Below are 24,583 nucleotides of genomic sequence, written 5' to 3' on the forward strand. Positions count from 1 at the left end.
GACGGACTTGTCTCCGAAACAGAATCAGGTGAGCGCAACGGATGCGACGATGAGGACGGCGATTTCGCTGAGCTGCTGCAAGGCACCCGCAGCGTCGCCGGTGTGGCCGCCGATCTGGCGCAAGCAGAGCTTGCGAAAGCCATGAAATATCAGGGCGAGCAGGACGGCGGCGGCAATGGCACTGCCAACGCCCAACACAAGCAGCGCAATTGCGCCGAGAATGATGCCCGCCTGCGCAGTACCCAGCGAGACCGTGCCGACTCGAGAGGAGAGCCCCTCGGCAGTGGCTGATGGCAGCCAGTGCAGGAAGGCGCCGAGCAATCCCCGCGAAGCGGCATGAGCGGCGACCAGGGCAAGCAGAGCGGACCAGCCATTGGAGAATTCGGCCAGCGCGCTCCAGCGGATGAGGATGCTCAGGCCGAGCGCTGAAGCGCCGTAAGCGCCGATGCGGCTGTCATGCATGATCTCCAGCTTCCGCTCCGGCGTGCGGCCGCCGCCGAAACCGTCGGCGACATCGGAAAAACCGTCTTCGTGCAAGGAGCCTGTGGTCAGCATCATGGCAGCCAGCGCCAGCGCCGCGGCCGGTCCCGAAGCAACGCCAAGGCTCGTTGCCAGCGTGAAAACGGCCGCGCCGATAACGGCCACGACCACGCCCGCGACGGGTGCCGCCCAGATCGCGTCAGCCAGCTTGCGGTCGCCAAAATCGAGAACCGGCAACGGCAGGCGCGTGAAAAAGACCAGAGACAGCGCGATGTCGGTGGCCATCTTGCCGGACGCGGAAGTGGTGCTCATGGGTTCATCGCGATGGCATGGAAAAAGGTGCCGCTGACAGGGCCGCGCCGTGCACCCGAAACACCAAGCGGATTGCCCAGGCCATCGGCAAGCTCGGCAAGCGGCTCGTCCGAACCGGCATCGATCACCTTCGCATAGTGGAATTCATGGCCGCGCACGATCGTGCCGGCTGCGCCCAAGGCGCAATCGTTCTTCAGCCTGGCTTCACGGTAGCCGAGATTCATCTTGCGCTTGGCAAAAGAGGTTGAATGGCCGAGCAGGCCGAGCATCGGATGAGTGACACCGTCGGCGTCTTCGAGTGCCGCGCCCAGTGCCATGAAGCCACCGCACTCGCCGTGTACCGGTTTCGTCTCGGCAAAGCGCCGCATGCCGGCACTGAATTTCCCTGCGGCTGCCAGCTTGCCCGCATGCAGTTCCGGATAACCACCCGGCAGCCAGCAGACATCGCAGCTCGTATCCGGCGCCTCGTCGGCTAGCGGCGAGAAAGGCACGATCTCGGCGCCGGCTTCGCGCCAATGCGCGGCGACATGCGGATAGACGAAGGTGAATGCGGCGTCCTCGGCGAGCGCGATGCGCTGGCCGGGCGGCGGCAATGCCGCGCCGAAGCTGCCCTCGGCGGGTGCCAGTGGTGTGGCAAGCGCCATGATCGCATCGAGGTTGAGCGAGGTTTCGGCCATGTCGGCCAGCCGGTCGAGATGCGACATCAAGCCGGCATGTTCGCTGGCTTGCACGAGACCGAGATGGCGCTCGGGCAGGGCCAGGGCAGAATCGCGCTGGATCGCACCCACCACCGGCAGCCCGAGCGCTTCGATGGCGTCGGCGCACAGTTTGCGATGGCGTTCGCTGCCGAGGCGATTGAGCACGACGCCGGCGATGCGCACATTGGGGTCATAGCAGGAAAAACCCTTGGCGATCGCCGCAGCCGTCGTCGATTGGCCGGAGACGTCGAGCACCAGAAGCACCGGCAACCGGTAGAGCCGGGCAAGGTCGGCCGCCGAGCCGGTGCGTCCATCCGGCGAAGGAATACCGTCGAACAGGCCCATGGCGCTTTCCAGCACCACCAGTTCGGCATCATCCGCGGCACGTGCCGCCAAGCCATTGAGCAGGGAAGGCGGCATTGCCCAGCTGTCCAGATTGACGCCGGGAAGGCCTGTGGCGGCGGCATGGAAGCCGGGATCGATATAGTCGGGACCGGATTTGGCGCCGCGGACGCGCACGCCTCGTCTTGCCAATGCGCGCAAGATGCCGATGGTGACGCTGGTCTTCCCGGAGCCGGAGCGTGGCGCGCCGACGATGATGGCGCTAGCGCTCATGGCTTGCCCGCCAACCGTTCACGCATGGCAACGATGCCGCCGACAACGATAAGTGCCGGTGAGACGACCGCTTCGCGTGCCGCTGCTTCTACCAGCGTGCCGAGCGTGGCGACGACCGTGCGTTCCTCCGGGTGCGTGGCGTTTTCGATCAGCGCCGCCGGCGTGTCCGATGCCAGTCCGCCGGCCAGCAGATCGGCGACCGTCTCTTCCATGTGGGTCAGTCCCATATAGATGACGATGGGTTGGCCGGTGCGTGCGAGCGCCTGCCAGTCCGGGCGGTCGTCGGAAACTGCGGCAAAGCCGGTCGCCAGGATGATGGCGCCGTTGATGCCGCGCATGGTCGCCGGAATGCCAGCTGAGGTCAGGCCGCCGAAGGCGGAGGTCACGCCGGGCAAGACGCGATAAGGAATGCCGTTTTCGGTCAAGGCCAGCGTTTCCTCGCCGCCGCGCCCAAAGACGTAGGGGTGGCCGCCTTTCAGCCGCACCACCTTGCGGCCTTCCCTGGCGAGCTTCACCAGCAGAGTGTTGATCTCGCTTTGCGGGATGGACAGCCGGCCACCACGCTTGCCGACATAGAATTTTTCAGCCTGCTCGGCGACCGCGATGATCTCCTGCGAGACCAGCGCGTCATGCACCAGCGCGTCGGCCTGGGTAAGCGCCGAGAGTACTTCCAGCGTGAGCAGACTGGGGTCGCCTGGCCCGGAGCCTGCCAGCCAGACGTGACCGGGCTCGAGTAGCGGCTTGTGGGCGGTGAGCCTGGCGAAGGTCGTGGAAAGCGTCATTGCCGGTTCCTGAAACGGCGCTGGTAATAGGGATCGTAGAGCGAGCTTTCGGTGAAGTCCTCCGCCGCCAGCGAACGCCCGACGAAGATCAGCGCCGTGCGCTCGATCGGATCTGCAGCCAGGGCGGCTGCAACGGTCTCCAATGTCGCGCGGATGACGCGCTCGTCCGGCCATGTGGCGCGGAAGACGATGGCGACCGGGCAATCGCCGCCATAGTGCGGGGTCAGTTCCGTCACGACCTGCTCGATGGCATGGATGGCGAGGTGGATCGCCAGTGTCGCGCCCGTGCGACCGAAGGCCGACAGGGTTTCGCCCGGCGGCATCTTGGAAGCACGCCCCGAAACGCGGGTCAGCACCAGGCTTTGCGCCACTTCCGGGATGGTCAGTTCGCGCTTGAGGGCAGCAGCAGCGGCGGCGAAGGAAGGCACGCCGGGGGTCAGCGTATAGGCAATGCCGTTGCGTTCGAGGCGGCGGATCTGTTCGGCGACGGCGCTCCAGACCGAAAGGTCGCCCGAATGCAACCTCGCCACGTCCTGTCCGGCCTTGTCGGCAGCGACATATTCGGCCTCGATCTCATCCAGCGACATTGGCGCGGTGTCCACCAGCCTCGCGCCGGGGGCGCAATGATCGAGCAGTTCCGGGGCCACGATCGAGCCGGCATAGAGGCAGACGGGGCATGAGGCGAGCAGCCTGGCGCCGCGCAAGGTGATGAGGTCGGCGGCGCCCGGACCGGCGCCGATGAAATGCACGGTCATGCCGGGCCTCCGCTGACAGCTAGGGCGCAGGTAACGGCGCCTGTGATGAGGCGCGGTCCAAGCAGGCGCGCATCCTTGCCTGCTGCGGCGAGCGCCGCACTTTCCGAAACGGATGGTGAGCCGGCAGTGGCGCGGGAAATGTCGGAATGGGTGAGGGTGTTTTCGTCCACACCGACACCTTCGACGACGATCACCTCGAGACCAAGTTCCCGGCCTGCGGCGAAGATAGCGGCTTCGTCTCGCTTGAAAGCGGTGGTGGCGAGCGCGGAAAGCGAGGAGCGGTCCAGGTCATGACTGCCAAGCGCTGCGTCCACCGCCGCCAGAATCCCCGCCGTGTCGACGCCTTTGCGACAGCCTATGCCCGCGACGATCATGGCTTGATCCAGCTCCATTGCGTCACTGGCAAGGCCGGCCGCCAGGCCTGCATGGTGCCGACGGGGGCTGCGCGCGAAATGGCGATGCGGGTCAAGGTGCCGCCCAATTCCGCCTGCCGGGCGACCAACAGCGCCTCCATCTCCAGCGTCACGGCATTGGCTACGCAGCGTCCGCCAGACGGCAGCGCCTTCAGTGCGGCATCGAACACGCCTGCATCGGTGCCGCCACCACCGATGAAGATGACATCCGGCGCCGGCAGGCCGGCCAATGCTTCCGGTGCCTCACCTTCGATCACCGCCAATCCCGGCACACCAAAGGCGGAAGCGTTGCGCCGGATGCGCTTGGCGCGCGAGGCGTTGGCCTCGATGGCGACGGCGTGCAGCGAAGGATGCGACAGCATCCATTCGATCGCGATAGACCCGGAGCCGGCGCCGATGTCCCACAGCACTTCGCCACGGCGCGGCGCCAGTGCGGATAGCGTCATGGCGCGCACTTCGCGCTTGGTGATCTGGCCATCGGTCTCGAACAGATCATCGGAAAGGCCAGAGGCGAAGGGCAGGATGCGCGCTTGCGATTCCGATTCAATTTCGAGCGCCAGCACATTGAGCGGATTGATGTTTTTGAGATTGAAATCACCGGCGCGTGCGCTGCGGACGACTTCATCCGGGCCACCCAATGCCTCCAGCACAGTCAGCCGGGACGAGCCGAAGCCGAGTTCTGAAAGCAGTGCGGCCAGTTTCGCGGGTGCCGCGCCGTCCGAAGTCAACGCCAGGATCCTGGCACCAGGATGCAGCAATGGTCGGATCAGGTCCAGCGGGCGGCCATGCAGGGAAATCGTCTCGACGTCCTGCAGCGCCCAGCCTAGCCGCGAGGCTGCTAGCGAGAGGGAAGAAGGGGCAGGCACCACCACCATATCGGCGGCGGCGACCTTGCGCGCCAGCGTCACGCCAACGCCGTGGAAGAAGGGATCGCCGGAAGCGAGCACACAGACACGCCGGCCGGCACGGTCGAGAACCGCTTCCATTTCCGGATCGAAAGGGGACGGCCACAGGTGCATCTCGCCGGAGACGAGGGCACCTGCGAGATCGAAATGGCGCTTGCCGCCAAAGACGAATTCGGCCTCCGCGATCAGCCGCTTGGCCTCGTCGCCCAGACCCGCTACACCGTCCTCGCCGATGCCGACAACGGCAAGCCAGGCTGGCGCGGCGTGTGTTTCTTTCTCAGCAGGCATGATGTCCCACCGCATTCTCATTCTGGGCGGAACGACCGAGGCCAGGCAACTGGCCGGCCAGTTGGCCGCAAAACCCGATATCGAGCTGACCCTCTCGCTGGCGGGCCGCACCGAAAATCCGATCGCCCAGCAGGTGCCGACACGTGTTGGCGGTTTCGGCGGTGCCGAAGGTCTTGCTGCCTACCTCAAGGAGACCAAGGCCGATCTGCTGATCGATGCGACGCATCCTTACGCGGCGCGCATTTCGGCCAATGCGGCCAAAGCCGCGCAATTTGCCGGCGTGCCGATCCTGGCGTTGCGTCGCCCCGGCTGGGAACGACAGGAAGGCGATCGCTGGACGGAAGTGGACGATGCTGCGGGTGCTGCTGCCGCACTCGGTCTCATCGCTCGACGTGTTTTTCTGGCGCTTGGGCGCCAGGAGGTCGGTGCCTTCGAGGCTGCGCCCCAGCACCACTATCTGCTGCGCAGCGTCGACCCGGTCGAGCCGCCGCTCGGCGTTCCCTATGTCGACTACCTTCTGGCGCGTGGACCCTTCCGCGAGGAAGATGAGCGTCGATTGCTGCTCGAACACCGCACCGACGTCGTCGTTTCCAAGAACAGCGGCGGCGAGGCAACTTACGGCAAGATCGCAGCGGCGCGGGCGCTCGGCATCGACGTGGTGATCATCCGCAGGCCGGTTCTGCCGGCAGTGCCTTCGGCGCCAGGCATCGCGGAGCTGCTTGCCATGGTCGATCATTCTCTGCGTCCCGTCGCCGACCGTGGCGTGTAGACCAGCGCCGGCTTGCCGTTGCGTTTGATGATACGGGTTTCGGGCGATCCGATGATCACGCAGGTCGCCATATCCGCCATGTCGGCCCGGGCGAAGGCCAGCGAAGCGACCTCGATGCGCTCGTCAGGACGACCAGCGGCGCGACCGAAGATCACTGGCGTGGTGCCGGGCAATATAGCGGCAAGTGCCTCGAAGGCGCGGCCAAGTTGCCAGGGGCGAGCCTTGCTGATCGGGTTGTAGAGGGCGATCACGAAACCGGCACCGGCTGCCGCCAGCAATCTGAGCTCGATCAGGTCCCAGGGCTTGAGATTGTCGGACAGCGAGATGGCGCAGAAATCATGGCCGAGCGGCGCGCCAGCGCGGGCCGCCACGGCGAGCATGGCGGTGACGCCCGGAACGATCTGCAGGTCGATGTCGCGCCATTCGGCCGGGCCGTCCTCTATCGCCTCGCAGACCGCGGCAGCCATGGCGAAGACGCCTGGATCGCCGCCGGAGACGACAGCCACTGCATGGCCTTCGGCCGCCTTGACGATCGCTTCCTTGGCGCGCGCCAGCTCCTCGCGATTGTCGGAAGCGATCCGGGTCTGGTGCGGTTTCAGCTCGAGCCGGTCGACATAGGGCTTGTAGCCGTAGAAGAACTCAGCGTCGGCGACCGCATGGTTCGCTTCCGGCGTGACCTGGTTTGCATTGCCGGGGCCGAGGCCGATGACGAAGAGACGGCCGCTCATAGGCTTGCCTCCGGGCGTCCGGACCAGCCCGCCACCAGAACCACGGCGAAATAGGGTGCCTTGTCGTCCTGCTTGTCCTGCAATCGCATCGAGACCGAACCCGGCATGGTGCCGCGTTCGACATAGACGGCGCGCGAGAGTTTGCCGGTGGCATCCAGCGCGCGGCGGATCTTCGGCAGGTTGCGGCCGACCTTCATGATGACGGCCGCGTCGGTATCGGCCAGCCGGCGCGTCAATTCGAATTCGCTCATGGTGCCAGGCAGGACGGTCAGCACGTCGTCCCCCTGTACGATCGGCAGCCCGTTGGCAGACCAGCAGCCGGACATGGCCGTGACGCCCGGGATGACTTCGGTCGGGTAGCGATGAGCGAGACGCACATGCAGATGCATGTAGGAACCATAAAAGAGGGGGTCCCCTTCGGAGAGGATAGCGACGGTGCGGCCCTTGTCGAGATGTTCGGCAACCCTGATCGCGGATTCTTCATAGAAGCCGGTGATCGCGGCTTTGTAGTCGTCACTGTCCTTGTCGATTTCGGTCGTGACTGGGTAGACCAGCGGCAATTCGATCCAGTCCGGCCGATAATGTGCGCCGACAATGGTGCGGGCATTGCCGTTGGCGCCGCGCTTGGAAAAATGCGCCACGACATCGGCCTCGGCCAGCGCACGAACGGCCTTGAGCGTCATCAATTCCGGATCGCCGGGGCCGGTGCCGACTCCGATGAGGCGGCCTTTTGCCAGCGCGCTCACAGGCCGGGCCTCGCCAGCGAATTCAGTGCCGCAGCGGTCATGGCGCTGCCGCCCAGCCGGCCACGCACGATCGCGAACGGTACGCCATAGGAATTCTCGGCCAGTGCATCCTTGGATTCAGCAGCACCGACAAATCCAACCGGCATGCCGATGATCGCGGCCGGTTTCGGCGCACCGTCGCGCAGTTTTTCCAGGAGATAAAACAATGCCGTCGGCGCATTGCCGATGGCGACCACCGCGCCTTCGAGCCGGTCGGTCCAGAGGTCGATTGCGGCGGCCGAACGGGTATTGCCGATCGCCTTGGCGATATCGGCCGTGCGCGGATCACGCAGCGTGCAGACCACGTCGTTTCCGGACGGCAGGCGGGCGCGGGTGACGCCATGCGACACCATCTCGGCATCGCACAGGATCGGCGCACCTGATTTGAGCGCATTGCGCGCGGCGGTGGCGAAATCGGGCGAAAAGACAAAATGCCGAGCCGCCTCGACCTGACCGCAGGCATGGATCATGCGGATGGCGATGTCGGCCTCGGCCTCCGAGAAGCGTGACAGATCGGCTTCGGCGCGGATGATCGCAAAGGAGCGCTCGTAGATGGCATTGCCGTCATGGATGTAGTCGTAGGCCGCCATACTCAATCCGTACCCAATCTGCCGAAGGCTTCGGTGATCGCCGCTTCGCCCAGCCGGGCAAGGCAGGCGGCGACGGTTTCGTTGTCGTGCCTGGCACTGCCGGCCAGCGCGGCGACGCGGCCAAGACCGCGCGCGGCTTCATATCGCGGGCTGTATCGGGGCGGAAGGGCCTTCGCCGTCCCGTCCACGACAAGTCCGGCTCCGTTTTCGCCGCCGATCAAGGTCAGTGCTGCGGTCGCGGGATGTGCGCAGCCTTTGGCGCAGCCAGAAATATGCAAGGTGAAAGAACCGTCGAGCAAGCCGGCATGGGTGGAGGCAACCGTTTCGGCGATCTCGCGCGTGGCGATCCTGCTGGAGGCGCAAGCAGGCTCGCCCGGGCAGGCCGCTATGTGCAAACGGGGATCCGCGGCGTCGGTCACGAAGCCGAGCGTGCTGGCCGCCTGCTGCAAGTCGGTGCAGGCTTCTTTGGTCAGGCCCAGGAACAGCAGTACGCGTCGTGGTGCAGGACGGATTTCGTCGGTGCCGCATGCGGCTGCTTCCGAGCAGAGTTTAGCGATCGATTCCGCAGGCATCGAGCCGAAGGGCAGGGCGATGCCTACGGCATGTGTGTGACTGGCGAGAGGAAGGATTCCAATGGGAATAGAATCGGTTGGGCGACGTCGTTCAGATAGCGTTGCAGCGTTGCCGGCCGGGGACGTGGCAAATGCCAAAGGTACGGGTAAATCACGTGCACGACTTTCGCGACCCCTTGTGGCGATGGCCTGTAGGATCACCAAAGTGGCATCGCATGCGGCCGCTTCATCCAGCAGTGCCAGCGGCCGCGCAGTGATCGCCGTCCCGCCGGTGGAGAGATGCCATCTTGCATTGCCGCCGCCCTGAACCGCGACAAGCCGGATATCGGCCAGGATCGCATCCAGGCCGATAGCGCCGCCGCCATCGACTACGACGGACACTTTCGGCCCGAGCTTGCCAGCCAGGTCTGCTTTTTCGATCGCGCCGCGGATCGCCTCTGCCAGTGGGCGGGGGTCAGCAATCTCGTGACTGTCCAGCCCGGCCAGAGGGCCGGTTTCGACAGGGACGCCGGTTCGCACTGCGATGCTCAGCGCATTCACGTCCGCTGCCAGTTGGCTGGCGCTTGCAGCGGTCAGGCCGCGGATCTGGATCGAGCCGCGCGCGGTGATCTCCATGATGCCGTTGCCGTGGCGGGCAGCGGATTCCGACAACCCGATCAGGGCTTTGGGAGAAAGCCCTCCAGCAACCGGGTTGAGGCGCACCAGCAGCCCGTCACCGGTTTGCATCGGCGTTGACAAGGCAGGGCAGGCGCCGCGGCGCTGGAGGGCGTTCATTCCGCCGCCTCCGCTCCTTTTGGCGTATGGCCTTCGGCCTCAGCGATCAACGCGGCAAGATCGTCGTCGACCGCATTGCGCAGCGGATGCCAAAGACCGCGTCGTCGGGCCGATTGGAAGCGCTCGGCGATGAATTTGGCGGCTTGTGGGTTTTCAGTCAGCAGAAACGCGCGCACCGCCTCGTTGCCCAGATAAGCATCGTGCACGGCGCCGATCAGACTACCGGCAATCGCATGTGTGGTCTCGGCGAAGCCGATCAGGCGATCGACCGTCTCGGCAAATTCCGAGGCGCCGCGCGGCCCATGTCGCATCTGGCCCTCGATGAAACGGTGGTTGATGGCGCGGGCCCGTACCACCCGCGTGACCGCCTCCGATATCGAGCGTGGTTTGGGCCGCGTGGGATCGGTGGTGTCGAGGACTATGACGTCAGCGCTTTTGCCAAGCGCGGCAAGGGCCGCCGAGAAGCCGCCGATGAAAGCGACGTCGGCTGAGCCTTCGAGGATGTCGCGGCCCGGATCGTCGCCGGTGTGGACCAGCAGATCGGCCTCCGCGATGCGGCCGGCGAAAGCGCCGGGTGCGGCGGAGCCTTCGCCTTCGGCCCCGCCATAGGCATGCGAAGCGGCTTCGAGATAGGCACGGCCAAGCTCTTCGCGGCGGTCCCATTCGCCACTGGCAAGCATTGCCTCGAGGCCGGCGCCATAGGTTCCGGGTGAGGAGCCGAAGATGCGCGGCTCGACCCGGCCTGCCGCGCGCGTTGCCGCTGCAAGCGGATTTTCGCTGTCATCCTCATCGCGCTGGGCGACCGCCCGCGACGCCGCATCGATCAGGGCGATCTGGGTCGGGAACATGTCGCGAAACAGACCGGAAATCCGCCAGGTCACGTCGACACGCGGCCGCCCGAGCGTCGCTGGCGGCAGCACTTCGATGCCGGTGACGCGACCGGTGGCAGCGTCCCATTGCGGACGACAGCCCATAAGGGCCAGACCCTGCGCGATCTCCTCGCCGCCGGTGCGCAAGGACGCCGAACCCCAGAGATCGATGACCAGTGCCCGCGGCCAGTCGCCGTGGCTTTGCATGTAGCTGACCACGATTTCGTCGGCTGCTGCCTTGCCGAGGTCGAAGGCGGTCGGCGTCGGCATGGTACGTGGATCGGCAGTGAACAGGTTGCGGCCGGTTGGCAGGACGTCGGTGCGGCCGCGGGCGGGCGCACCTGCCGGGCCGGCACTGATATGGCGTCCGCCGAGGGCCGCGAGCAGCGACGCTTTCTCGTTGGCCGCGCTTTGCAGGCGCAGCGGGTCGACTTCGCCTTCCGGAGCGCGCCCATAGACGTGCAGGCCATCCTTGACCGCGAAATCCTTGAGATCGCACAGCCAGGCGTCGATGCGGCGTAGTGTCTCGTCGGGCGCATCGGTCTTGGCCACGCCGGCTTCCGAGGCAAGTCCGGTTTTCGCGGCCGTTTCGACAATCAGTTTCGCCAGTCGGTCGCGCCGGCGGCGGTCGAGCCCGTCGGCCTGGGCATATTCATCAACCAGCCGCTCAAGCTCCTGCTGGTTTTCGTCCAACCCGGCGCCGGTCAATGGCGGCGGCAGATGACCGAGCGTGACCGCTGCAATGCGGCGTTTGGCTTGTGCCGCTTCGCCGGGATTGGAGACGATGAAAGGATAAATCACGGGCAGCGCACCGGTGACGATTTCGGGGAAACAGTTCTGGCCAAGTGCCACTGTCTTGCCAGGAAGCCATTCCAGCGTGCCATGCGCGCCGACATGGACGATCGCATGCACGCCGAGTGATTTCTGCAACCACAGGCCGAAGGCGACCAGTTCGTGGCGCGGCGGCAATGTCGGATCATGATAGTCGGCGCGGCGGTCGGCAGAGCGGCCGCGGTCCGGCGCCAGAGCTACCGTAATATTGCCGAAGGTGGCGGCGCGGAAAGGAAAATGGGGTACGTCAGCTCCGCCCCAGGCTTCGAGCACCGTCTGGCGCGCATCTGCTGGCAGGTGACCGAAGAGCTCAGCATACTCGTTGGTGGCAAGATGTTCGTCACTCCGTTCCAAAAGGTCGAGCAATTCCCGCGGAGATTCAGGAATCTTCTCAACCGCGTAACCGTCTTCCTTAAGGTCGTGCAGCATGGCGAGCACGGAAGAGGGCACGTCGAGACCGACCGCGTAGCCGGTGCGGCCCGGTGCGCTTGGATAGTCGGGGATGAGGATGACAAGGCGCCGCTCGGCAGGTGCTGCCCGCTGGAGCCGGATATGCGCTGCGATACGGTCGGCTACACGCTCGACACGATCGGGCTCCGGCCTGTTGGCGAAAGCGCGGAAGGCCAGCGCGGTATCCGTTTCCTGTTCGGCCTTGAAGGAAACGGCGCCTGCGAGAATGCGGCCATCCAGTTCCGGCAGCACGACATGCATGGCAAGATCCGCAGGAGCCAGGCCGCGCTGGTTGGTTTCCCAGGCGTCGCGGCGCGTGGTGGCCACGATGACCTGGAACACCGGCACGCCGGCACGGTCGAACAAGGTTTCGGCTCCCGGTTCCGCGCCGGAGGCGAATGCGGTGGCGGTGACGATAGCGGCCGGCTTGAGCGTTGCGAATGCGGTTTCGACGAAATCGAGAGCGGTCTTGTCCTTCAAGCTGGGAACAAAGATCGGCACTGCCGTGACGTTGCGGGTCTCCAGTGCTTCGACCAGGGCATCGATAGGGGCCGCGTCGGCTGCCAGAAGCATGGACCGATAGAAGAGGATGGGGACGGCCGGTTTGCCAGCGAAGGTCAGGGGAGGCTCGTCCACGACACCCACATCCGGCCGATAAAACCCTGCCTTGGGCAGTTCGACCGGTTGGGCAACAGTTCGGTCGTGGCCGCAAAGTGCGGCCAACCGGTTGACCAGCGCCGTCATATTGGCGGGCCCACCCTGGCGGAAATAGGCGAGCAAAGCCCTGAGATCGTCCGCAGACAGAGTGGACGCTTCGATGAGACGTGGATCTTCGTCATGGGATTCGCCGGGCAGCAGCGCCAGCTTGATACCCTTGGCTCGGGCTACCGCCGCAAGCTGGTCGCAGCCGTAGCGCCACCAGTCGTAGCCGCCCAGGATGCGCACCAGGATCACCTTGGCGTGCTGCGCAACGCTGTCGATCCAAAGGTCGACGGACATGGGATGGCGAAGGTCACGTAACGCCGCCAGCCGCATCGACGGCAAGGCGCCGGCGTCCGCCTGCCAGGCGGATGCCAGCCCGGCCAGATCGCTGTCCGTGAAAGACAGCGCCACCATCTCCGCCGGCTGCTGGCGCAGGTCGACCGGCTCGGCGATATCGTCGAGCGAGGCGGAGGTGGTGGTCAGGATGTGCAAGTTATCCTACCAGGATCTTCTCGATGGCCGGGCGGTCAAGGCCCTTCAGCCCGATCACCACCAGCCGCGAGCGACGTTCGTCTTCCGCTGTCCAGGCGCGATCATAATAGTGGTTCACGCGCGGTCCAACCGCCTGCAGCAGAAGCCGCATCGGCTTGGCGTCGACTTCGACGAAACCTTTCACGCGCAGCACATTCTCCTTGTCCGCGGCTTCCGCGACACGGCGGGCGAGATCTTCCGGATTGGCAACAGAAGGAATCTCGATCACGAACGTATCGAAATCATCGTGTTCATGGTCGCCCATGCCGTCATGATGGCTCTTGCGGTTCTCGATGTCGTCCTCGACGGCGAGGCCGAGCCCAAGCAATACGGATGGATCGACCTTGCCTTGTGCGGTCGGCACCACCTTGACGGCGCGCGCGACATGTTCGCTGAGCACGGCGTTGGCGCGCGCCGCGCCGGCCTCGTCCAGCAGGTCGTTCTTGGAGAGGATGATGAGGTCGGCGCAGGCGACCTGATCTTCGAACACTTCCTCGACCGGGTCGTCATGGTCGAGCGTACCATCGGCCGCGCGCTGAGCGGCAAGCGCATCCATGTCCGAGGCAACGCGACCTTCGGCGAGAGCCGGGCCATCAACCACGGCGACGACGCCGTCCACGGTGACGCGGTTCTTCACCGTCGGCCACTGGAAGGCCTGCACCAGTGGCTTTGGCAATGCGAGACCGGAGGTTTCGATCAGGATGTGGTCGACCTTCGGCGTGCGTGCCAGGATCTGGTCGAGCGCCGGCACGAAGTCGTCGGCGACCGTACAGCAGATGCAGCCATTGGCGAGTTCGACGATGTTTTCCTCAGGACAAGAGTCGACGCCGCAGCCTTTGAGGATCTCGCCATCGACGCCGACATCGCCGAATTCGTTGACGATGAGGGCCAGCCGCTTGCCTTTCGCGTTCTCGAGGATGTTGCGGATCAGCGTCGTCTTGCCGGCGCCGAGGAAGCCGGTGACGACGGTGCAGGGCACACGGGAAACGGAAGCGGTCATGTCTATTCCTTCAGCATGGCAAGGGGAGGAATGCGCGCGACGAGGCCGCGCTTGAGAGAATCGGGGCGACCACGCCATGGGATGAGGCCGTCCTGCGATGTGGCGAAGAGTTCTGCACCGGTGACGAGGTCTGAGCCTGATTCGGCGGTCAGGTCACCAAAGACATAGCTCCAGCAACCGTCGCGCAGCAGCGCAGCCGAAAGGCGGCGCTTGCAATTGCCCAGGCACTCGACGGTGCGGACTTCGATGGTCCCGCTGTCTCGGGCTGCGGCGCGGGTGGCGTCGGCCAACAGCGCGCCGGCGCGAGGATGAGCGTCGGAGCCGTTTTCGTCACGACAGGACGAGCACACGACAATGGTGACCGGCGCGGTCGCCACGTCCGCTGCCACACTCTCCGTCTCAGCCAAAAAACTGCCGTTGCAATCCAAATCAGGCTCCTTGCCCGGGACACCCGCCAGGCGTTGGGATTCTGGTCAGACGGCAGGTCTCCTGGCTCGCGGGTCGGTGCCTTGGTGCCGCCTTCCCGGGAAATCCCAGTGGCTATCGGCCTTGGCTCGCCGCTCACAGTTGCGGGGACAGCCGCGGAATTGAGGCTGCCGCCTCGCACCGCATTCCCTCTTCGCTCCTCCCGGTGAAGGGAAGAGACCGTCTTTGTCGGATTTAGGCTTGGCCGGGCCACGCTGTCAACGCGCGCTTACGGCGGATAACGTCGCATGCGTGTTGGTACGTGAATCCTGTCCGCCCTTTGATTGAGCGAGAAACAGCCTGACGCTGCGTGCCATTCTCGAAGCAAGTCCCTTATTATTCTCCAACCTGGCCCTGCCGAACTTGCCTCTTGCCTGGGTTTGCTTGTCGCCGTCTGATGCTATCACAGATGGAAGCATGGCAGGGCCTCTCGGCCCGGCCGCATCGGACAGGAGATGGTTATGACGGTTCAAAAGGTGGCAGTGGTGACCGCAGGTGGCAGCGGCATGGGTGCTGCCGCGGCGCGCAAGCTGGCGGCGGACGGGTACAAGGTCGCGATTCTGTCATCGTCCGGCAAGGGCGAGGCGCTGGCTAAGGAACTCGGCGGCGTCGGTGTCACCGGCTCGAACCAGTCCAACGAGGATTTACGCCGGCTGGTCGATCTTGCTGTTTCGACGTGGGGACGCATCGATGTGCTGGTCAACAGCGCCGGCCACGGCCCCCGCGCGCAGATCCTAGAGATCAGCGACGAGGACTGGCACAAGGGCCTCGACACCTATCTGATGAATGTCATCCGTCCGACGCGGCTGGTGACGCCGGTGATGCAGCAGCAGAAGGCCGGCGCCATCATCAACATCTCGACCGCCTGGACCTTCGAGCCGAGCCCGATGTTTCCGACGTCTGCGGTGTTCCGCGCAGGTCTTGCTTCCTTCACCAAGATTTTCGTCGATGCCTATTCCGGCGACAACATCCGCATGAACAATGTGCTGCCGGGCTGGATCGACAGCTTGCCGGCCACCGAGGAGCGACGCGACAGCGTACCCTTGAAGCGCTACGGAACCAGCGAGGAGATCGCCGCCACGATCGCCTTCCTCGCTTCCGACGCCGCCGGCTATATCACGGGCCAGAACATCCGCGTCGATGGTGGTGTGACCCGCTCCGTGTAGAGGGCTTGTGCGGGGCGGCTAAGCCAATCGCAGGATCCGGTCGACCGTTGCTTCGACCGGATCGCTCGAATCGATCTCATAGTCAGCGGACTCCCGAAGCAGCGGCTCGATCGTCTCGGTCAGTTCGACAATCTTGCGTCGCTCTTCCTCGACATGGCCATAGCCGCCTGATGTGCGTGCGGACACGCGCTGCATGATCGTATCGATCGGCAGTGAGAGCAGGATCACAGTGTCGATCAGCGAGAAAAGCTCGTGCATGTTCTCGGCACAGCCGCTGATGAAGAGCAGGGCTTCGCGTTGTTGGGAAAGCAGCATCCGCACTTTGTCCACTTGCCACACCCAGTCCTTGCCATCCTCGGGTGTCAGCGCGTCGCCGGCAGCGGCGTCGATCCAGTGAGACCATTCCGGCGTATCGAGATCGTAAGCCGCATAACCACGCGCTGCCAGTTCCCTGACCGTGGCCGACTTGCCGGTTCCGGACATCCCGGTGATCAAGACGCGTTTCATGTGGGGGCTCGGGTAGGCGGATCGGCTCAGAGGTCCAGCGCCAGATGTTTGCGCATATAGACTGTGGTGCCTCCCATATACGGTTCCCGTTCGGTGATGACGTAACCCAGCCGTTGGTAGAGCGCGATATTGGCCTCGAATGCGGCATTGGTCAGCAGGCGGGTTTCGTTGTGGCCGGCCTGTCGGGCCGCCTGTTCGGCATGATGGAGCAGTACCTTGCCGAGCCCCTTTCCCTGTTGAGCCGGCAATACACAGACATTCTCGATCCAGAGATGATCGTTTTCCAGGATTGTCTCGATCAGGCCAGCGATCTCGGTATCGAGATAAAGCAGCGTAAACTGGTGCTTCTGCAGCGCCTCATCGTAGTCGGCTTTCATCGGGCTCGGTTCGCGTCCGATCACCGGAATCCATTTCGAATAGGCCGCGTGGACGATGTCGCGAACCAGAGCCACGTCGGCGATTGTTGCGGCTCGGAATCGGGCATTGGACTCATGCGGCATGCGACGGTCTTTCGGGTTGGCGGTCTGTTTGCGAGATGGGCCGAAGGTCTAAGAGGCGGCAAACATGCCATCGGCTCGTGGCTGGTCGCCAGCTGCCAGAAGAAAATTTTGCCTGACCATGTCGGAATGTGAAACGCAGCTTCGTCTTATCGTCAGCGTTACCGAAAACGCATGAGACAACCAACGGAGAACCTCATGTTTCGCGCATTGTTAGTTGCCGCCGCCTCTATTCTCGCCAGCCCAGCGTTTGCCGGTTCCGAAGCTGTCGGCGATCGTGTCGAGGTCAACGGCATGAAAATGTATTATGAAGTGTCTGGCGAGGGTGAGCCGCTGGTCGTCCTGCATGGCGCCTACATGAACATTCCTTCCATGGGCGAGATCATCCCGACGCTGGCCAAGACCCATAAGGTCTATGCGCTGGAGTTCCAGGGACATGGCCGCACCACCGATATCGATCGGCCGATCACCTATCCCAATCTGGCAGACGATGTCGCCGGCTTCATGGACAAAGTGGGGCTGAAGAAGGCGGACGTGTTCGGCTATTCGATGGGCGCAGCCGCTGGCCTGCAGCTCGCCATCCGTCATCCCGAAAAGGTCAACAAGCTCGTTGCTGCCTCCGCGGCTTATGACGCCAAGGGTTGGCAGCCTGAATTCACGGCCTTCATCCCACAGATGAACGTCGAGATGTTCGTCAACATGCCCTTCGCGGCCGAATACAAGAAACTCGCCGCCAATCCGGCCGGTTTCCCGGCGCTGGTAGGCAAGCTGATTCAGCTCGAGAAGGAGCCAATGGCGTGGGAAGCCGAGGTCAAAGCGCTCAAAACCCCGGTGCTGATCATCAGCGGCGATGCGGATGTGGCTACGCTTGAACATTCGGTTGCGCTGTTCCGGCTGCTTGGCGGTGGTGCGATGGGCGACATGGGCAAGCCGCTTGCCGCCTCGCGCCTTGCGATCATGCCGGCAACCTCGCACACCGCCGTCATCACCCAGCCGGCGTTGCTCTTCGCCTTCACCGAGCCATTCCTGAAGGGTGAGACACCCAAAGGCATGTTCCAGTAAGCCGGACAGAGTCCGAGGGAGGAGGAGGCGCTGCGGCGCCGCCTTTGCTTTTTCAGGCTGCCTTCGCTGTCATGGCAACATCGGCGAGCGCAGGGCCGAGATCGCCGGCAGGTGCTATCTCGATACGCTCGAGGCCAAGCCAGCCTTGCATCAGCTTCAGTTCCTCGAACAGCTCGACCGCCGTTTCTTGTGGTGCCGCCGGCTCGGCATAAGCAGCATGCACGCGTAGGACGCCGGCCGGCCGGTCGGCCTTCAGGTCAATGCGCGCCACGATCTTCTCGTCATAGAGGAAGGGCAAAACATAATAGCCATACTGCCGCTTCTCGGCAGGTGTGTAGATCTCGATACGGTAGCGGAAGTCGAACAGATTCTCCGCGCGGCTGCGCTCGAACACCAGCGGATCGAAGGGAGCGAGCAGGGCACGCGCCTCGACCTTGCGCGGCTGGCGTGCATCCTTGTGCAGATAGGCCGGTTTGTCCCAGCCTTCGACACGGACCGGGATCAGCTCACCTTCCTCGACAAGCTCCTCCAGCCGCCCCTTGGTATCGTGCGGCGCGAGCCGGAAATAGTCGCGCAGGCAGGAATAGGTCGCCACGCCGTGGGCTCGCGCCGACAGTCGCAGCAATTCACGGTGTGCATCCTCGGGCGACGGGACAGGCGTATCAAGCACCGCCCGCGGCAGCACACGTTCCGGCAGATCGTAGAGCCGCTCGAATCCGCGACGCGAATGGGTGGTGATGCGCCCTGCCCAGAACAGCCATTCGAAAGCGTGCTTGGCGGCACTCCACCCCCACCATCCACCATTGCCCTTGTGGCCCTCGATCTCGGACGCGGCGATCGGCCCGCGCGCTTCGACCTCGCGGTAGATCTCATCAATCATGGACGTGTTCTGGCAGCCCCATTTGGCGAGCCCCAGATACATTTCCTCGCCGCGCCCGGCGCGTTCCATACGCCAGCGCATGAGAGGATAGGTTTCGACCGGCAGCAGGGATGCCTCATGCGCCCAGTATTCGAACAGCAGGCGCTTGCGGCCCGGTGCCATGGCGTCGTCGAGCAAGGACATAGGGTAGGGACCGAGGCGCGAATAGAGCGGCATGTAATGCGCGCGCACCACGGCACTGACGGAATCAATCTGCAAGAGCCCGGTACGCGAAAGCACACGCCCAAGGTGGCGGCGGTCGGGTGTGCCAACTGGTCGCGGGTCGGCAAAGCCCTGCGCGGCGAGCGCGATGCGGCGAGCTGTTTTGAGTGAGATCCGGTCTTTCATCCTGACGACATTTTGACTGTTGAGACGAGCCGATGCTGGCGGCGATTCCGCTCATGCTAGCAGGGTTTGGCCCCCAATCCTGTCAGGAGATAAAAGTGGAGTAAAAAGTGAAGGAAATCAAATGGGAGCCGATCGGACCAGTTTTGCTGGAAGAGGCGTCCACAGTCGCATTTTGGACAAGGTTTGACTTGCTTCGCCGAATGCGCTGCGCTAACCGTCGCCGCATTGCAGCATGGGCCCGTAAACGGTCCGGCGGTTGAACCCACATGCTTCCGCCCTAAGGTCTTGTGCTGTATCAGGTGGATCAGCCACCAATGGAAAGTCGCAGCATGAACGCACTCCTCAGTTCGTACCTGCCCATCGTCCTCTTCATCGGTGTGGCGCTGGTCGTCGGCCTTGCCCTTATCGTGGCGCCATTCCTGGTCGCCTACCGCAATCCGGACCCGGAAAAGCTGTCGGCCTACGAGTGCGGTTTCAATTCCTTCGACGACGCCCGCATGAAATTCGACATCCGTTTCTATCTGGTGTCGATCCTCTTCATCATCTTCGATCTGGAAGTGGCCTTCCTGTTTCCGTGGGCAGTCTCGTTCAGTCAGATCGGCATGCTCGGCTTCTGGTCGATGATGGTTTTCCTCGGCGTGCTGACCATCGGTTTCGCCTATGAATGGAAAAAAGGAGCGCTGGAATGGGATTGAACGACAGTTCCGGTACGCTCGTCGCGCCAAAGCCGAAAGGCATTCTCGATCCGAAGACCGGCAAGCCGGTCGGTTCGGACGATCCCTTCTTTCTGGACATCAACAACGAGCTCGCCGACAAGGGCTTCCTCGTCACTTCGAGCGAGGCGCTGATCACCTGGGCCCGCACTGGCTCGCTGATGTACATGACCTTCGGCCTGGCCTGCTGCGCTGTGGAGATGATCCACACCGCCATGCCGCGCTACGACAGCGAGCGCTTCGGCATCGCGCCACGCGCATCACCGCGCCAGTCGGACGTGATGATCGTCGCCGGTACGCTCACCAACAAGATGGCGCCTGCGCTGCGCAAGGTCTACGACCAGATGCCGGAGCCGCGCTACGTCATCTCGATGGGCTCCTGCGCCAATGGCGGCGGTTATTATCACTATTCCTATTCGGTGGTGCGCGGCTGCGATCGCGTGGTGCCAGTCGACATTTATGTGCCCGGCTGTCCGCCGACTGCCGAGGCGTTGCTCTACGGCCTGCTTCTTCTGCAGAAGAAGATACGCCGCACCGGCACGATCGAACGGTGAACTGTCATGAGTGAAGCCCTCAACGCCCTTGCCGCTCACATCAAGGACAAGCTCGGCGCTACGGTGATCGATAGCGTTCTCGCCTACGGCGAGTTGACGGTGCTGGTCAATGCCGCCGATGTCGTCAAGGCGGCAACCTTCCTGCGGGACGACGCCAAGTGTCAGTTCGTTTCATTCATCGACGTCTCCGGTGCCGACTATCCGTCGCGGCCGTTGCGCTTCGATGTCGTCTATCATCTGCTGTCGCCGAAGCAGAACCTGCGCATCCGTCTCAAGACCCATGCGGACGAGGAAACGGTGGTTCCGTCCGTGACCGCCGTCTGGCCGGGCGCCGACTGGTTCGAGCGCGAGACCTATGATCTTTACGGCGTGCTGTTCTCCGGCCATCCGGATCTGCGCCGCATCCTGACGGACTACGGTTTCGACGGTCATCCGCTGCGCAAGGACTTCCCGCTCACCGGTTTCGTCGAAGTGCGCTACGACGACGAGGCCAAGCGCGTGATCTACGAGCCGGTGGAGCTGAAGCAGGAATTCCGCAGTTTTGATTTCCTCTCGCCCTGGGAAGGCACGGACTACGTGCTGCCGGGCGATGAAAAGGCGAAGCAATGACCGGCGACAAAGCGGCTGGCGGCTCGATGGTGCGCAAGGTGCTGTGGCTGGTTCCAGCCGGCGCCACCGCGTATGTCGTGGCTCGGCTCGTGAAGGCGCTCTAGGCAGCAAGGTCTGTGAAAACAAATGGCTGAGACCTCAGTTCGCAACTTCAATATCAACTTCGGCCCGCAGCATCCGGCCGCGCACGGCGTTCTGCGTCTCGTGCTGGAACTGGATGGTGAGGTGGTTGATCGCGTCGATCCGCATATCGGCTTGTTGCACCGCGGCACCGAAAAGCTGATCGAACACAAGACCTATCTGCAGGCCGTGCCTTATCTCGACCGGCTCGACTACTGCGCGCCGATGAACCAGGAGCATGCTTTCGCGCTCGCAGCCGAGAAGCTGCTCGGCATCGAGGTGCCGAAGCGCGGCCAGTTGATCCGCGTTCTCTATTCCGAAATCGGCCGCATCATGTCGCACATTCTCAATGTGACGACGCAGGCCATGGACGTCGGCGCGCTTACCCCACCGCTGTGGGGCTTTGTCGAGCGCGAAAAGCTGATGGTGTTCTATGAGCGGGCATCCGGCTCGCGCATGCATGCCGCCTATTTCCGTCCAGGTGGTGTGCACCAGGACCTGCCGAAGCAGCTCATCGAAGACATCGGCAGATGGATCGATCCGTTCCTGAAGTCGCTCGACGATCTCGATGCACTGCTCACGCCCAACCGCATCTTCAAGCAGCGCAATGCCGACATCGGCGTCGTCTCGCTGGCTGATGCCTGGGCCTGGGGTTTCTCGGGTGTGATGGTGCGTGGTTCGGGTGCGGCCTGGGATTTGCGCAAATCGCAGCCCTACGAATGCTATTCCGAGCTGGAATTCGACATTCCCATCGGCAAGAACGGCGACTGCTACGATCGCTATCTCATCCGCATGGAAGAGATGCGCCAGTCGGCCCGCATCATGCGCCAGTGCATCGATCTTCTGCTTGGCAAGGAGAGCGCCGGTCCGGTGTCGAACATCGACGGCAAGGTGGTGCCGCCGAAGCGTGGCGAGATGAAGCGTTCGATGGAAGCGCTCATCCATCACTTCAAGCTCTACACCGAGGGTTATCGCGTGCCGGCCGGTGAGGTCTATGCCGCCGTCGAAGCGCCGAAGGGCGAGTTCGGCGTCTTCATGGTCTCCGACGGCACCAACAAGCCCTACCGCTGCAAGCTGCGCGCACCCGGTTTCGCGCATCTGCAGGCCATGGATTTCCTGTGCCGCGGCCACATGCTGGCCGACGTCACCGCCATCCTCGGATCCCTCGACATCGTGTTCGGAGAGGTTGACCGCTAAATGTCAGTCCGTCGTCTCGCAGATGCCAGCGTCCAGCCAGCTTCCTTCGCCTTCAACAAGGCGAATTCGGCGTCGGCCAGGAAGTGGATCGCCAAATACCCCAAGGGCCGCGAACAGTCGGCCATCATCCCGCTTCTGATGCTGGCGCAGGAGCAGGAAGGCTGGGTCACCAAGGCTGCGATCGAGTCGATCTGCGAGATGCTGGGCATGCCCTATATCCGCGGGCTGGAAGTTGCCACCTTCTATACGCAGTACCAGCTGAAGCCGGTCGGCACTCGCGCCCACGTCCAGGTGTGCGGCACCACGCCCTGCATGCTGCGCGGCTCCGAAGAGCTGATGGATGTCTGCCGTTCCAAGATCCATCACGACCAGTTCCACACCAACGAAGCCGGTACGCTGTCGTGGGAAGAGGTCGAATGCCTCGGCGCCTGCGTGAACGCGCCGATGGTCATGATCTTCAAGGATACCTATGAGGATCTGACGCCGGAGCGGCTGGCCGAGATCATCGATGATTTCGAAGCAGGCAAGGGGCATTCCGTGCCAGTCGGTCCGCAGAACGGCCGCCATTTCTCGGCGCCGGTCAGCGGCTTCACCGCGTTGGCCGATGAAAAGGCGATCCTCAAGTCCACGCGCGACAAGGCGACCAAGGCAGCTGCACGGACCACGAAGGAAACGCCTCTTGTCGCTGCCGAGCCGGTCAAGGCTGCCGCCGTGCCCCCGTCCAATGCCGCCAAGCCGAAGACCAACGCCATCGAAACCAGCCCGGCAGTGAAAACGCCATCGAAGGTCAAGGCCGCTCCGGCTGCTGAAAATGCCACGAGCGTCAAGGCGCCGAAGGTCAAGGCCGAAGCCAAGCCGGCCGCGGTATCCGCCAAGGCTGAAACCGCCGCTGCCGCGCCCAAGAAAGCTCCGGCAAAGAAGGAAGCAGCACCGGCCAAGCCTTCGCTCGACCACAAGAACCGGCCGAAGGGAATCTCGAAGCCGGCTGCCGTTGACGATCTCAAGCTGATCTCCGGAGTCGGTCCGAAGATTGAGGCGACGCTGCATGAACTCGGCATCTTCACCTATGCCCAGGTGGCGTCCTGGAAAAAGGCCGAGCGCGAATGGGTCGACGGCTATCTTTCCTTCCACGGCCGCATCGAGCGTGAGGACTGGGTGAAGCAGGCCAAGGCGCTCGCCAAGGGCGGGGTCGAGGAATACATCCGCGTGTTCGGCAAGAAACCGGTCTGAGGGACGAAAAATGCTTCAGGACAAGGACCGCATCTTCACCAATATCTACGGCCGCTTCGACCAGTCGCTGCAAGGCGCCATGGCGCGTGGACAGTGGGATGGCACCAAGGCCATCATCGACAAGGGCCGCGACTGGATCATCAACGAGATGAAGGCGTCGGGCCTGCGCGGTCGCGGCGGCGCCGGCTTCCCGACGGGCCTCAAATGGTCGTTCATGCCCAAGCAGAGCGATGGCCGTCCGAGCTATCTCGTCGTCAATGCCGACGAATCCGAACCGGGAACCTGCAAGGATCGCGATATTCTGCGCCACGATCCTCACACATTGGTCGAAGGTTGCCTGCTCGCCGGCTTCGCCATGGGTGCGGTGGCAGCCTACATCTACGTGCGCGGCGAGTTCATCCGCGAACGGGAAGCCCTGCAGCGGGCCATCGACGAGGCCTACGAGGCCAAGCTGATCGGCAAGGGCAACAAGAACGGCTACGATTTCGACGTCTACGTCCATCACGGTGCCGGCGCCTATATCTGCGGCGAAGAAACTGCGCTGCTGGAAAGCCTCGAAGGCAAGAAGGGCCAGCCGCGCCTGAAGCCGCCGTTCCCGGCAAATGTCGGCCTTTATGGCTGCCCGACCACGGTCAACAATGTCGAGTCGATCGCAGTCGCTCCGACCATCCTGCGCCGCGGCGCGGCCTGGTTCTCGTCGATCGGCCGTCCGAACAATGTCGGCACCAAGCTGTTCATGCTGGTTGGCCACGTCAACACGCCCTGCACGGTCGAAGAGGCAATGGGCATCACCTTCCGTGAACTCGTCGAGAAGCATGGCGGCGGTGTGCGCGGCGGCTGGGACAATCTGCTCGCCGTCATTCCTGGCGGCGCTTCGTGCCCGGTCATCAAGGGACCGGATATCCTCGACGCGCCGATGGATTTCGATGGCATGCGCGAACTGAAGTCGTCCTTCGGTACCGCGGCTGTCATCGTGATGGATAAGTCGACGGATATCGTGAAGGCGATCGCCCGGCTTGCCTATTTCTTCAAGCATGAGAGCTGCGGCCAGTGCACGCCGTGCCGCGAAGGCACCGGCTGGATGTGGCGCGTGATGGAGCGACTGGTGCGGGGCGAGGCGCAGAAGCGCGAGATCGACATGCTGCTCGACGTCACGAAGCAGATCGAAGGTCACACGATCTGCGCGCTGGGCGATGCGGCGGCCTGGCCGATTCAGGGCCTGATCCGCAATTTCCGTCCGGAGATCGAGCGCCGCATCGACGAGTTCACCCGCAATGCGCACCGCGCTGAGCCGGTGCTGGTGGCGGCTGAGTAAATAGAGGCAAGAAACGAAAACCGGGACAAACC

At 63.8% G+C, this 24,583-nt stretch carries 25 protein-coding genes and 1 riboswitch; of the genes, 9 read left to right on the forward strand and 16 right to left on the reverse strand.

Going from position 1 to position 24,583, the window contains the following annotated elements:
• Positions 1 to 24: 24 nt before the first annotated feature.
• Genes ACFWXH_RS10570 through cbiE form a run of 6 tightly spaced genes read right to left on the reverse strand, consistent with a single transcriptional unit; the run spans position 25 to position 5,248 of the window.
• A complete protein-coding gene (locus tag ACFWXH_RS10570) occupies positions 25 to 792 on the reverse strand; it encodes an adenosylcobinamide-GDP ribazoletransferase (protein WP_379119967.1) in 768 nt (255 codons plus the stop codon).
• Positions 789 to 2,105, reverse strand: a complete 1,317-nt coding sequence (locus tag ACFWXH_RS10575; RefSeq protein ID WP_379119969.1) for a cobyrinate a,c-diamide synthase — start codon at positions 2,103 to 2,105, stop codon at positions 789 to 791. The genes ACFWXH_RS10570 and ACFWXH_RS10575 overlap by 4 nt, the downstream gene beginning before the upstream one ends.
• A complete protein-coding gene (gene cobA, locus ACFWXH_RS10580; protein ID WP_379119971.1) occupies positions 2,102 to 2,887 on the reverse strand; it encodes a uroporphyrinogen-III C-methyltransferase in 786 nt (261 codons plus the stop codon). Before cobA ends, ACFWXH_RS10575 begins: the two co-directional genes overlap by 4 nt.
• Complete coding sequence (gene cobM / locus ACFWXH_RS10585; protein WP_379119973.1) at positions 2,884 to 3,642, reverse strand: precorrin-4 C(11)-methyltransferase; 759 nt, start codon at positions 3,640 to 3,642, stop codon at positions 2,884 to 2,886. The genes cobA and cobM overlap by 4 nt, the downstream gene beginning before the upstream one ends.
• A complete protein-coding gene (locus tag ACFWXH_RS10590; RefSeq protein ID WP_379119975.1) occupies positions 3,639 to 4,016 on the reverse strand; it encodes a cobalamin biosynthesis protein in 378 nt (125 codons plus the stop codon). Before ACFWXH_RS10590 ends, cobM begins: the two co-directional genes overlap by 4 nt.
• Positions 4,013 to 5,248 (reverse strand): precorrin-6y C5,15-methyltransferase (decarboxylating) subunit CbiE, encoded by a 1,236-nt coding sequence (gene cbiE, locus ACFWXH_RS10595; RefSeq protein WP_379119977.1) that lies wholly within the window; start codon positions 5,246 to 5,248, stop codon positions 4,013 to 4,015. The genes ACFWXH_RS10590 and cbiE overlap by 4 nt, the downstream gene beginning before the upstream one ends.
• Before the next feature lies 1 nt (position 5,249).
• Between cbiE and ACFWXH_RS10600 the strand changes: the two genes are divergently transcribed.
• Complete coding sequence (locus tag ACFWXH_RS10600) at positions 5,250 to 6,017, forward strand: cobalt-precorrin-6A reductase (protein WP_379119979.1); 768 nt, start codon at positions 5,250 to 5,252, stop codon at positions 6,015 to 6,017.
• Here the strand turns inward: ACFWXH_RS10600 and ACFWXH_RS10605 are convergent.
• The 7 genes from ACFWXH_RS10605 to ACFWXH_RS10635 are packed head-to-tail and all read right to left on the reverse strand — an operon-like array spanning position 5,981 to position 14,277.
• Positions 5,981 to 6,745: a precorrin-3B C(17)-methyltransferase gene (locus tag ACFWXH_RS10605; protein WP_379119981.1), complete on the reverse strand. Its 765-nt coding sequence runs from the start codon at positions 6,743 to 6,745 to the stop codon at positions 5,981 to 5,983. The genes ACFWXH_RS10600 and ACFWXH_RS10605 overlap by 37 nt on opposite strands.
• On the reverse strand, positions 6,742 to 7,491 hold the full coding sequence (locus ACFWXH_RS10610; protein WP_379119983.1) for a precorrin-2 C(20)-methyltransferase: 750 nt from the start codon (positions 7,489 to 7,491) through the stop codon (positions 6,742 to 6,744). Before ACFWXH_RS10610 ends, ACFWXH_RS10605 begins: the two co-directional genes overlap by 4 nt.
• The gene (locus ACFWXH_RS10615) at positions 7,488 to 8,120 is read right to left on the reverse strand and encodes a precorrin-8X methylmutase (RefSeq protein ID WP_379119986.1); all 633 of its coding nucleotides are present in this window, start codon (positions 8,118 to 8,120) and stop codon (positions 7,488 to 7,490) included. The genes ACFWXH_RS10610 and ACFWXH_RS10615 overlap by 4 nt, the downstream gene beginning before the upstream one ends.
• Before the next feature lie 2 nt (positions 8,121 to 8,122).
• On the reverse strand, positions 8,123 to 9,466 hold the full coding sequence (cobG, locus tag ACFWXH_RS10620; RefSeq protein ID WP_379119988.1) for a precorrin-3B synthase: 1,344 nt from the start codon (positions 9,464 to 9,466) through the stop codon (positions 8,123 to 8,125).
• Entirely contained in the window at positions 9,463 to 12,810 is a 3,348-nt protein-coding gene (gene cobN / locus ACFWXH_RS10625) for a cobaltochelatase subunit CobN (RefSeq protein WP_379119990.1), read from the reverse strand. Before cobN ends, cobG begins: the two co-directional genes overlap by 4 nt.
• 1 nt (position 12,811) lies before the next feature.
• A complete protein-coding gene (gene cobW / locus ACFWXH_RS10630; protein ID WP_379119992.1) occupies positions 12,812 to 13,849 on the reverse strand; it encodes a cobalamin biosynthesis protein CobW in 1,038 nt (345 codons plus the stop codon).
• Positions 13,850 to 13,851: 2 nt separating this feature from the next.
• Positions 13,852 to 14,277 carry a DUF1636 family protein gene (locus ACFWXH_RS10635; protein WP_379119994.1) on the reverse strand — a complete coding sequence of 142 codons (426 nt, stop codon included), beginning with the start codon at positions 14,275 to 14,277 and terminating at the stop codon, positions 13,852 to 13,854.
• Positions 14,278 to 14,310: 33 nt separating this feature from the next.
• A riboswitch (cobalamin riboswitch) is annotated at positions 14,311 to 14,514 on the reverse strand.
• Positions 14,515 to 14,775: 261 nt separating this feature from the next.
• On the opposite strand from ACFWXH_RS10635, the gene ACFWXH_RS10640 reads away from it, so the two are divergent.
• Positions 14,776 to 15,480 (forward strand): SDR family oxidoreductase, encoded by a 705-nt coding sequence (locus tag ACFWXH_RS10640; protein WP_379119997.1) that lies wholly within the window; start codon positions 14,776 to 14,778, stop codon positions 15,478 to 15,480.
• An 18-nt stretch (positions 15,481 to 15,498) separates the two neighbouring features.
• Here ACFWXH_RS10640 and ACFWXH_RS10645 read toward each other — a convergent pair whose 3' ends face one another.
• Together ACFWXH_RS10645 and ACFWXH_RS10650 are read right to left on the reverse strand one after the other, a co-directional pair.
• Positions 15,499 to 15,987, reverse strand: a complete 489-nt coding sequence (locus tag ACFWXH_RS10645) for an AAA family ATPase (protein ID WP_379119999.1) — start codon at positions 15,985 to 15,987, stop codon at positions 15,499 to 15,501.
• Between the two features lie 26 nt (positions 15,988 to 16,013).
• A complete protein-coding gene (locus ACFWXH_RS10650; RefSeq protein ID WP_379120001.1) occupies positions 16,014 to 16,487 on the reverse strand; it encodes a GNAT family N-acetyltransferase in 474 nt (157 codons plus the stop codon).
• A gap of 195 nt (positions 16,488 to 16,682) precedes the next feature.
• Here ACFWXH_RS10650 and ACFWXH_RS10655 point away from each other — a divergent pair, with 195 nt between their 5' ends.
• Positions 16,683 to 17,546 carry an alpha/beta fold hydrolase gene (locus ACFWXH_RS10655; RefSeq protein WP_379120003.1) on the forward strand — a complete coding sequence of 288 codons (864 nt, stop codon included), beginning with the start codon at positions 16,683 to 16,685 and terminating at the stop codon, positions 17,544 to 17,546.
• A gap of 52 nt (positions 17,547 to 17,598) precedes the next feature.
• Here the strand turns inward: ACFWXH_RS10655 and ACFWXH_RS10660 are convergent, their stop codons facing one another.
• Positions 17,599 to 18,813 carry a winged helix-turn-helix domain-containing protein gene (locus tag ACFWXH_RS10660; RefSeq protein ID WP_379120005.1) on the reverse strand — a complete coding sequence of 405 codons (1,215 nt, stop codon included), beginning with the start codon at positions 18,811 to 18,813 and terminating at the stop codon, positions 17,599 to 17,601.
• Positions 18,814 to 19,142: 329 nt separating this feature from the next.
• On the opposite strand from ACFWXH_RS10660, the gene ACFWXH_RS10665 reads away from it, so the two are divergent.
• From ACFWXH_RS10665 to nuoF, 6 genes are all read left to right on the forward strand, one after another.
• Positions 19,143 to 19,508 (forward strand): NADH-quinone oxidoreductase subunit A, encoded by a 366-nt coding sequence (locus ACFWXH_RS10665; RefSeq protein ID WP_054308112.1) that lies wholly within the window; start codon positions 19,143 to 19,145, stop codon positions 19,506 to 19,508.
• Positions 19,499 to 20,080: an NADH-quinone oxidoreductase subunit B family protein gene (locus tag ACFWXH_RS10670; protein ID WP_054308111.1), complete on the forward strand. Its 582-nt coding sequence runs from the start codon at positions 19,499 to 19,501 to the stop codon at positions 20,078 to 20,080. The genes ACFWXH_RS10665 and ACFWXH_RS10670 overlap by 10 nt, the downstream gene beginning before the upstream one ends.
• 6 nt (positions 20,081 to 20,086) lie before the next feature.
• Complete coding sequence (locus ACFWXH_RS10675) at positions 20,087 to 20,689, forward strand: NADH-quinone oxidoreductase subunit C (RefSeq protein WP_379120007.1); 603 nt, start codon at positions 20,087 to 20,089, stop codon at positions 20,687 to 20,689.
• 126 nt (positions 20,690 to 20,815) lie between these two features.
• On the forward strand, positions 20,816 to 22,006 hold the full coding sequence (locus tag ACFWXH_RS10680; RefSeq protein WP_054308109.1) for an NADH-quinone oxidoreductase subunit D: 1,191 nt from the start codon (positions 20,816 to 20,818) through the stop codon (positions 22,004 to 22,006).
• Complete coding sequence (locus tag ACFWXH_RS10685) at positions 22,007 to 23,236, forward strand: NADH-quinone oxidoreductase subunit E (protein ID WP_379120009.1); 1,230 nt, start codon at positions 22,007 to 22,009, stop codon at positions 23,234 to 23,236. It abuts the gene before it with no gap.
• 10 nt (positions 23,237 to 23,246) lie between these two features.
• Positions 23,247 to 24,551: an NADH-quinone oxidoreductase subunit NuoF gene (gene nuoF / locus ACFWXH_RS10690; RefSeq protein WP_054308106.1), complete on the forward strand. Its 1,305-nt coding sequence runs from the start codon at positions 23,247 to 23,249 to the stop codon at positions 24,549 to 24,551.
• Positions 24,552 to 24,583: the final 32 nt, after the last annotated feature.

This window comes from Mesorhizobium sp. NPDC059054 (genome assembly GCF_042739215.1).
In the GTDB taxonomy this organism is placed as follows: domain Bacteria; phylum Pseudomonadota; class Alphaproteobacteria; order Rhizobiales; family Rhizobiaceae; genus Mesorhizobium.

Excerpts from the sequence above, each read along its gene's own strand:
- ACFWXH_RS10570 (WP_379119967.1), bottom strand. The coding sequence starts at position 792 with ATGAGCACCACTTCCGCGTCCGGCAAGATGGCCACCGACATCGCGCTG.
- ACFWXH_RS10575 (WP_379119969.1), bottom strand. The coding sequence starts at position 2,105 with ATGAGCGCTAGCGCCATCATCGTCGGCGCGCCACGCTCCGGCTCCGGG.
- cobA (WP_379119971.1), bottom strand. The coding sequence starts at position 2,887 with ATGACGCTTTCCACGACCTTCGCCAGGCTCACCGCCCACAAGCCGCTA.
- cobM (WP_379119973.1), bottom strand. The coding sequence starts at position 3,642 with ATGACCGTGCATTTCATCGGCGCCGGTCCGGGCGCCGCCGACCTCATC.
- ACFWXH_RS10590 (WP_379119975.1), bottom strand. The coding sequence starts at position 4,016 with ATGATCGTCGCGGGCATAGGCTGTCGCAAAGGCGTCGACACGGCGGGG.
- cbiE (WP_379119977.1), bottom strand. The coding sequence starts at position 5,248 with ATGCCTGCTGAGAAAGAAACACACGCCGCGCCAGCCTGGCTTGCCGTT.
- ACFWXH_RS10600 (WP_379119979.1), top strand. The coding sequence starts at position 5,250 with ATGTCCCACCGCATTCTCATTCTGGGCGGAACGACCGAGGCCAGGCAA.
- ACFWXH_RS10605 (WP_379119981.1), bottom strand. The coding sequence starts at position 6,745 with ATGAGCGGCCGTCTCTTCGTCATCGGCCTCGGCCCCGGCAATGCAAAC.
- ACFWXH_RS10615 (WP_379119986.1), bottom strand. The coding sequence starts at position 8,120 with ATGGCGGCCTACGACTACATCCATGACGGCAATGCCATCTACGAGCGC.
- cobG (WP_379119988.1), bottom strand. The coding sequence starts at position 9,466 with ATGAACGCCCTCCAGCGCCGCGGCGCCTGCCCTGCCTTGTCAACGCCG.
- cobW (WP_379119992.1), bottom strand. The coding sequence starts at position 13,849 with ATGACCGCTTCCGTTTCCCGTGTGCCCTGCACCGTCGTCACCGGCTTC.
- ACFWXH_RS10640 (WP_379119997.1), top strand. The coding sequence starts at position 14,776 with ATGACGGTTCAAAAGGTGGCAGTGGTGACCGCAGGTGGCAGCGGCATG.
- ACFWXH_RS10645 (WP_379119999.1), bottom strand. The coding sequence starts at position 15,987 with ATGAAACGCGTCTTGATCACCGGGATGTCCGGAACCGGCAAGTCGGCC.
- ACFWXH_RS10650 (WP_379120001.1), bottom strand. The coding sequence starts at position 16,487 with ATGCCGCATGAGTCCAATGCCCGATTCCGAGCCGCAACAATCGCCGAC.
- ACFWXH_RS10655 (WP_379120003.1), top strand. The coding sequence starts at position 16,683 with ATGTTTCGCGCATTGTTAGTTGCCGCCGCCTCTATTCTCGCCAGCCCA.
- ACFWXH_RS10660 (WP_379120005.1), bottom strand. The coding sequence starts at position 18,813 with ATGAAAGACCGGATCTCACTCAAAACAGCTCGCCGCATCGCGCTCGCC.
- ACFWXH_RS10665 (WP_054308112.1), top strand. The coding sequence starts at position 19,143 with ATGAACGCACTCCTCAGTTCGTACCTGCCCATCGTCCTCTTCATCGGT.
- ACFWXH_RS10670 (WP_054308111.1), top strand. The coding sequence starts at position 19,499 with ATGGGATTGAACGACAGTTCCGGTACGCTCGTCGCGCCAAAGCCGAAA.
- ACFWXH_RS10675 (WP_379120007.1), top strand. The coding sequence starts at position 20,087 with ATGAGTGAAGCCCTCAACGCCCTTGCCGCTCACATCAAGGACAAGCTC.
- ACFWXH_RS10680 (WP_054308109.1), top strand. The coding sequence starts at position 20,816 with ATGGCTGAGACCTCAGTTCGCAACTTCAATATCAACTTCGGCCCGCAG.
- ACFWXH_RS10685 (WP_379120009.1), top strand. The coding sequence starts at position 22,007 with ATGTCAGTCCGTCGTCTCGCAGATGCCAGCGTCCAGCCAGCTTCCTTC.
- nuoF (WP_054308106.1), top strand. The coding sequence starts at position 23,247 with ATGCTTCAGGACAAGGACCGCATCTTCACCAATATCTACGGCCGCTTC.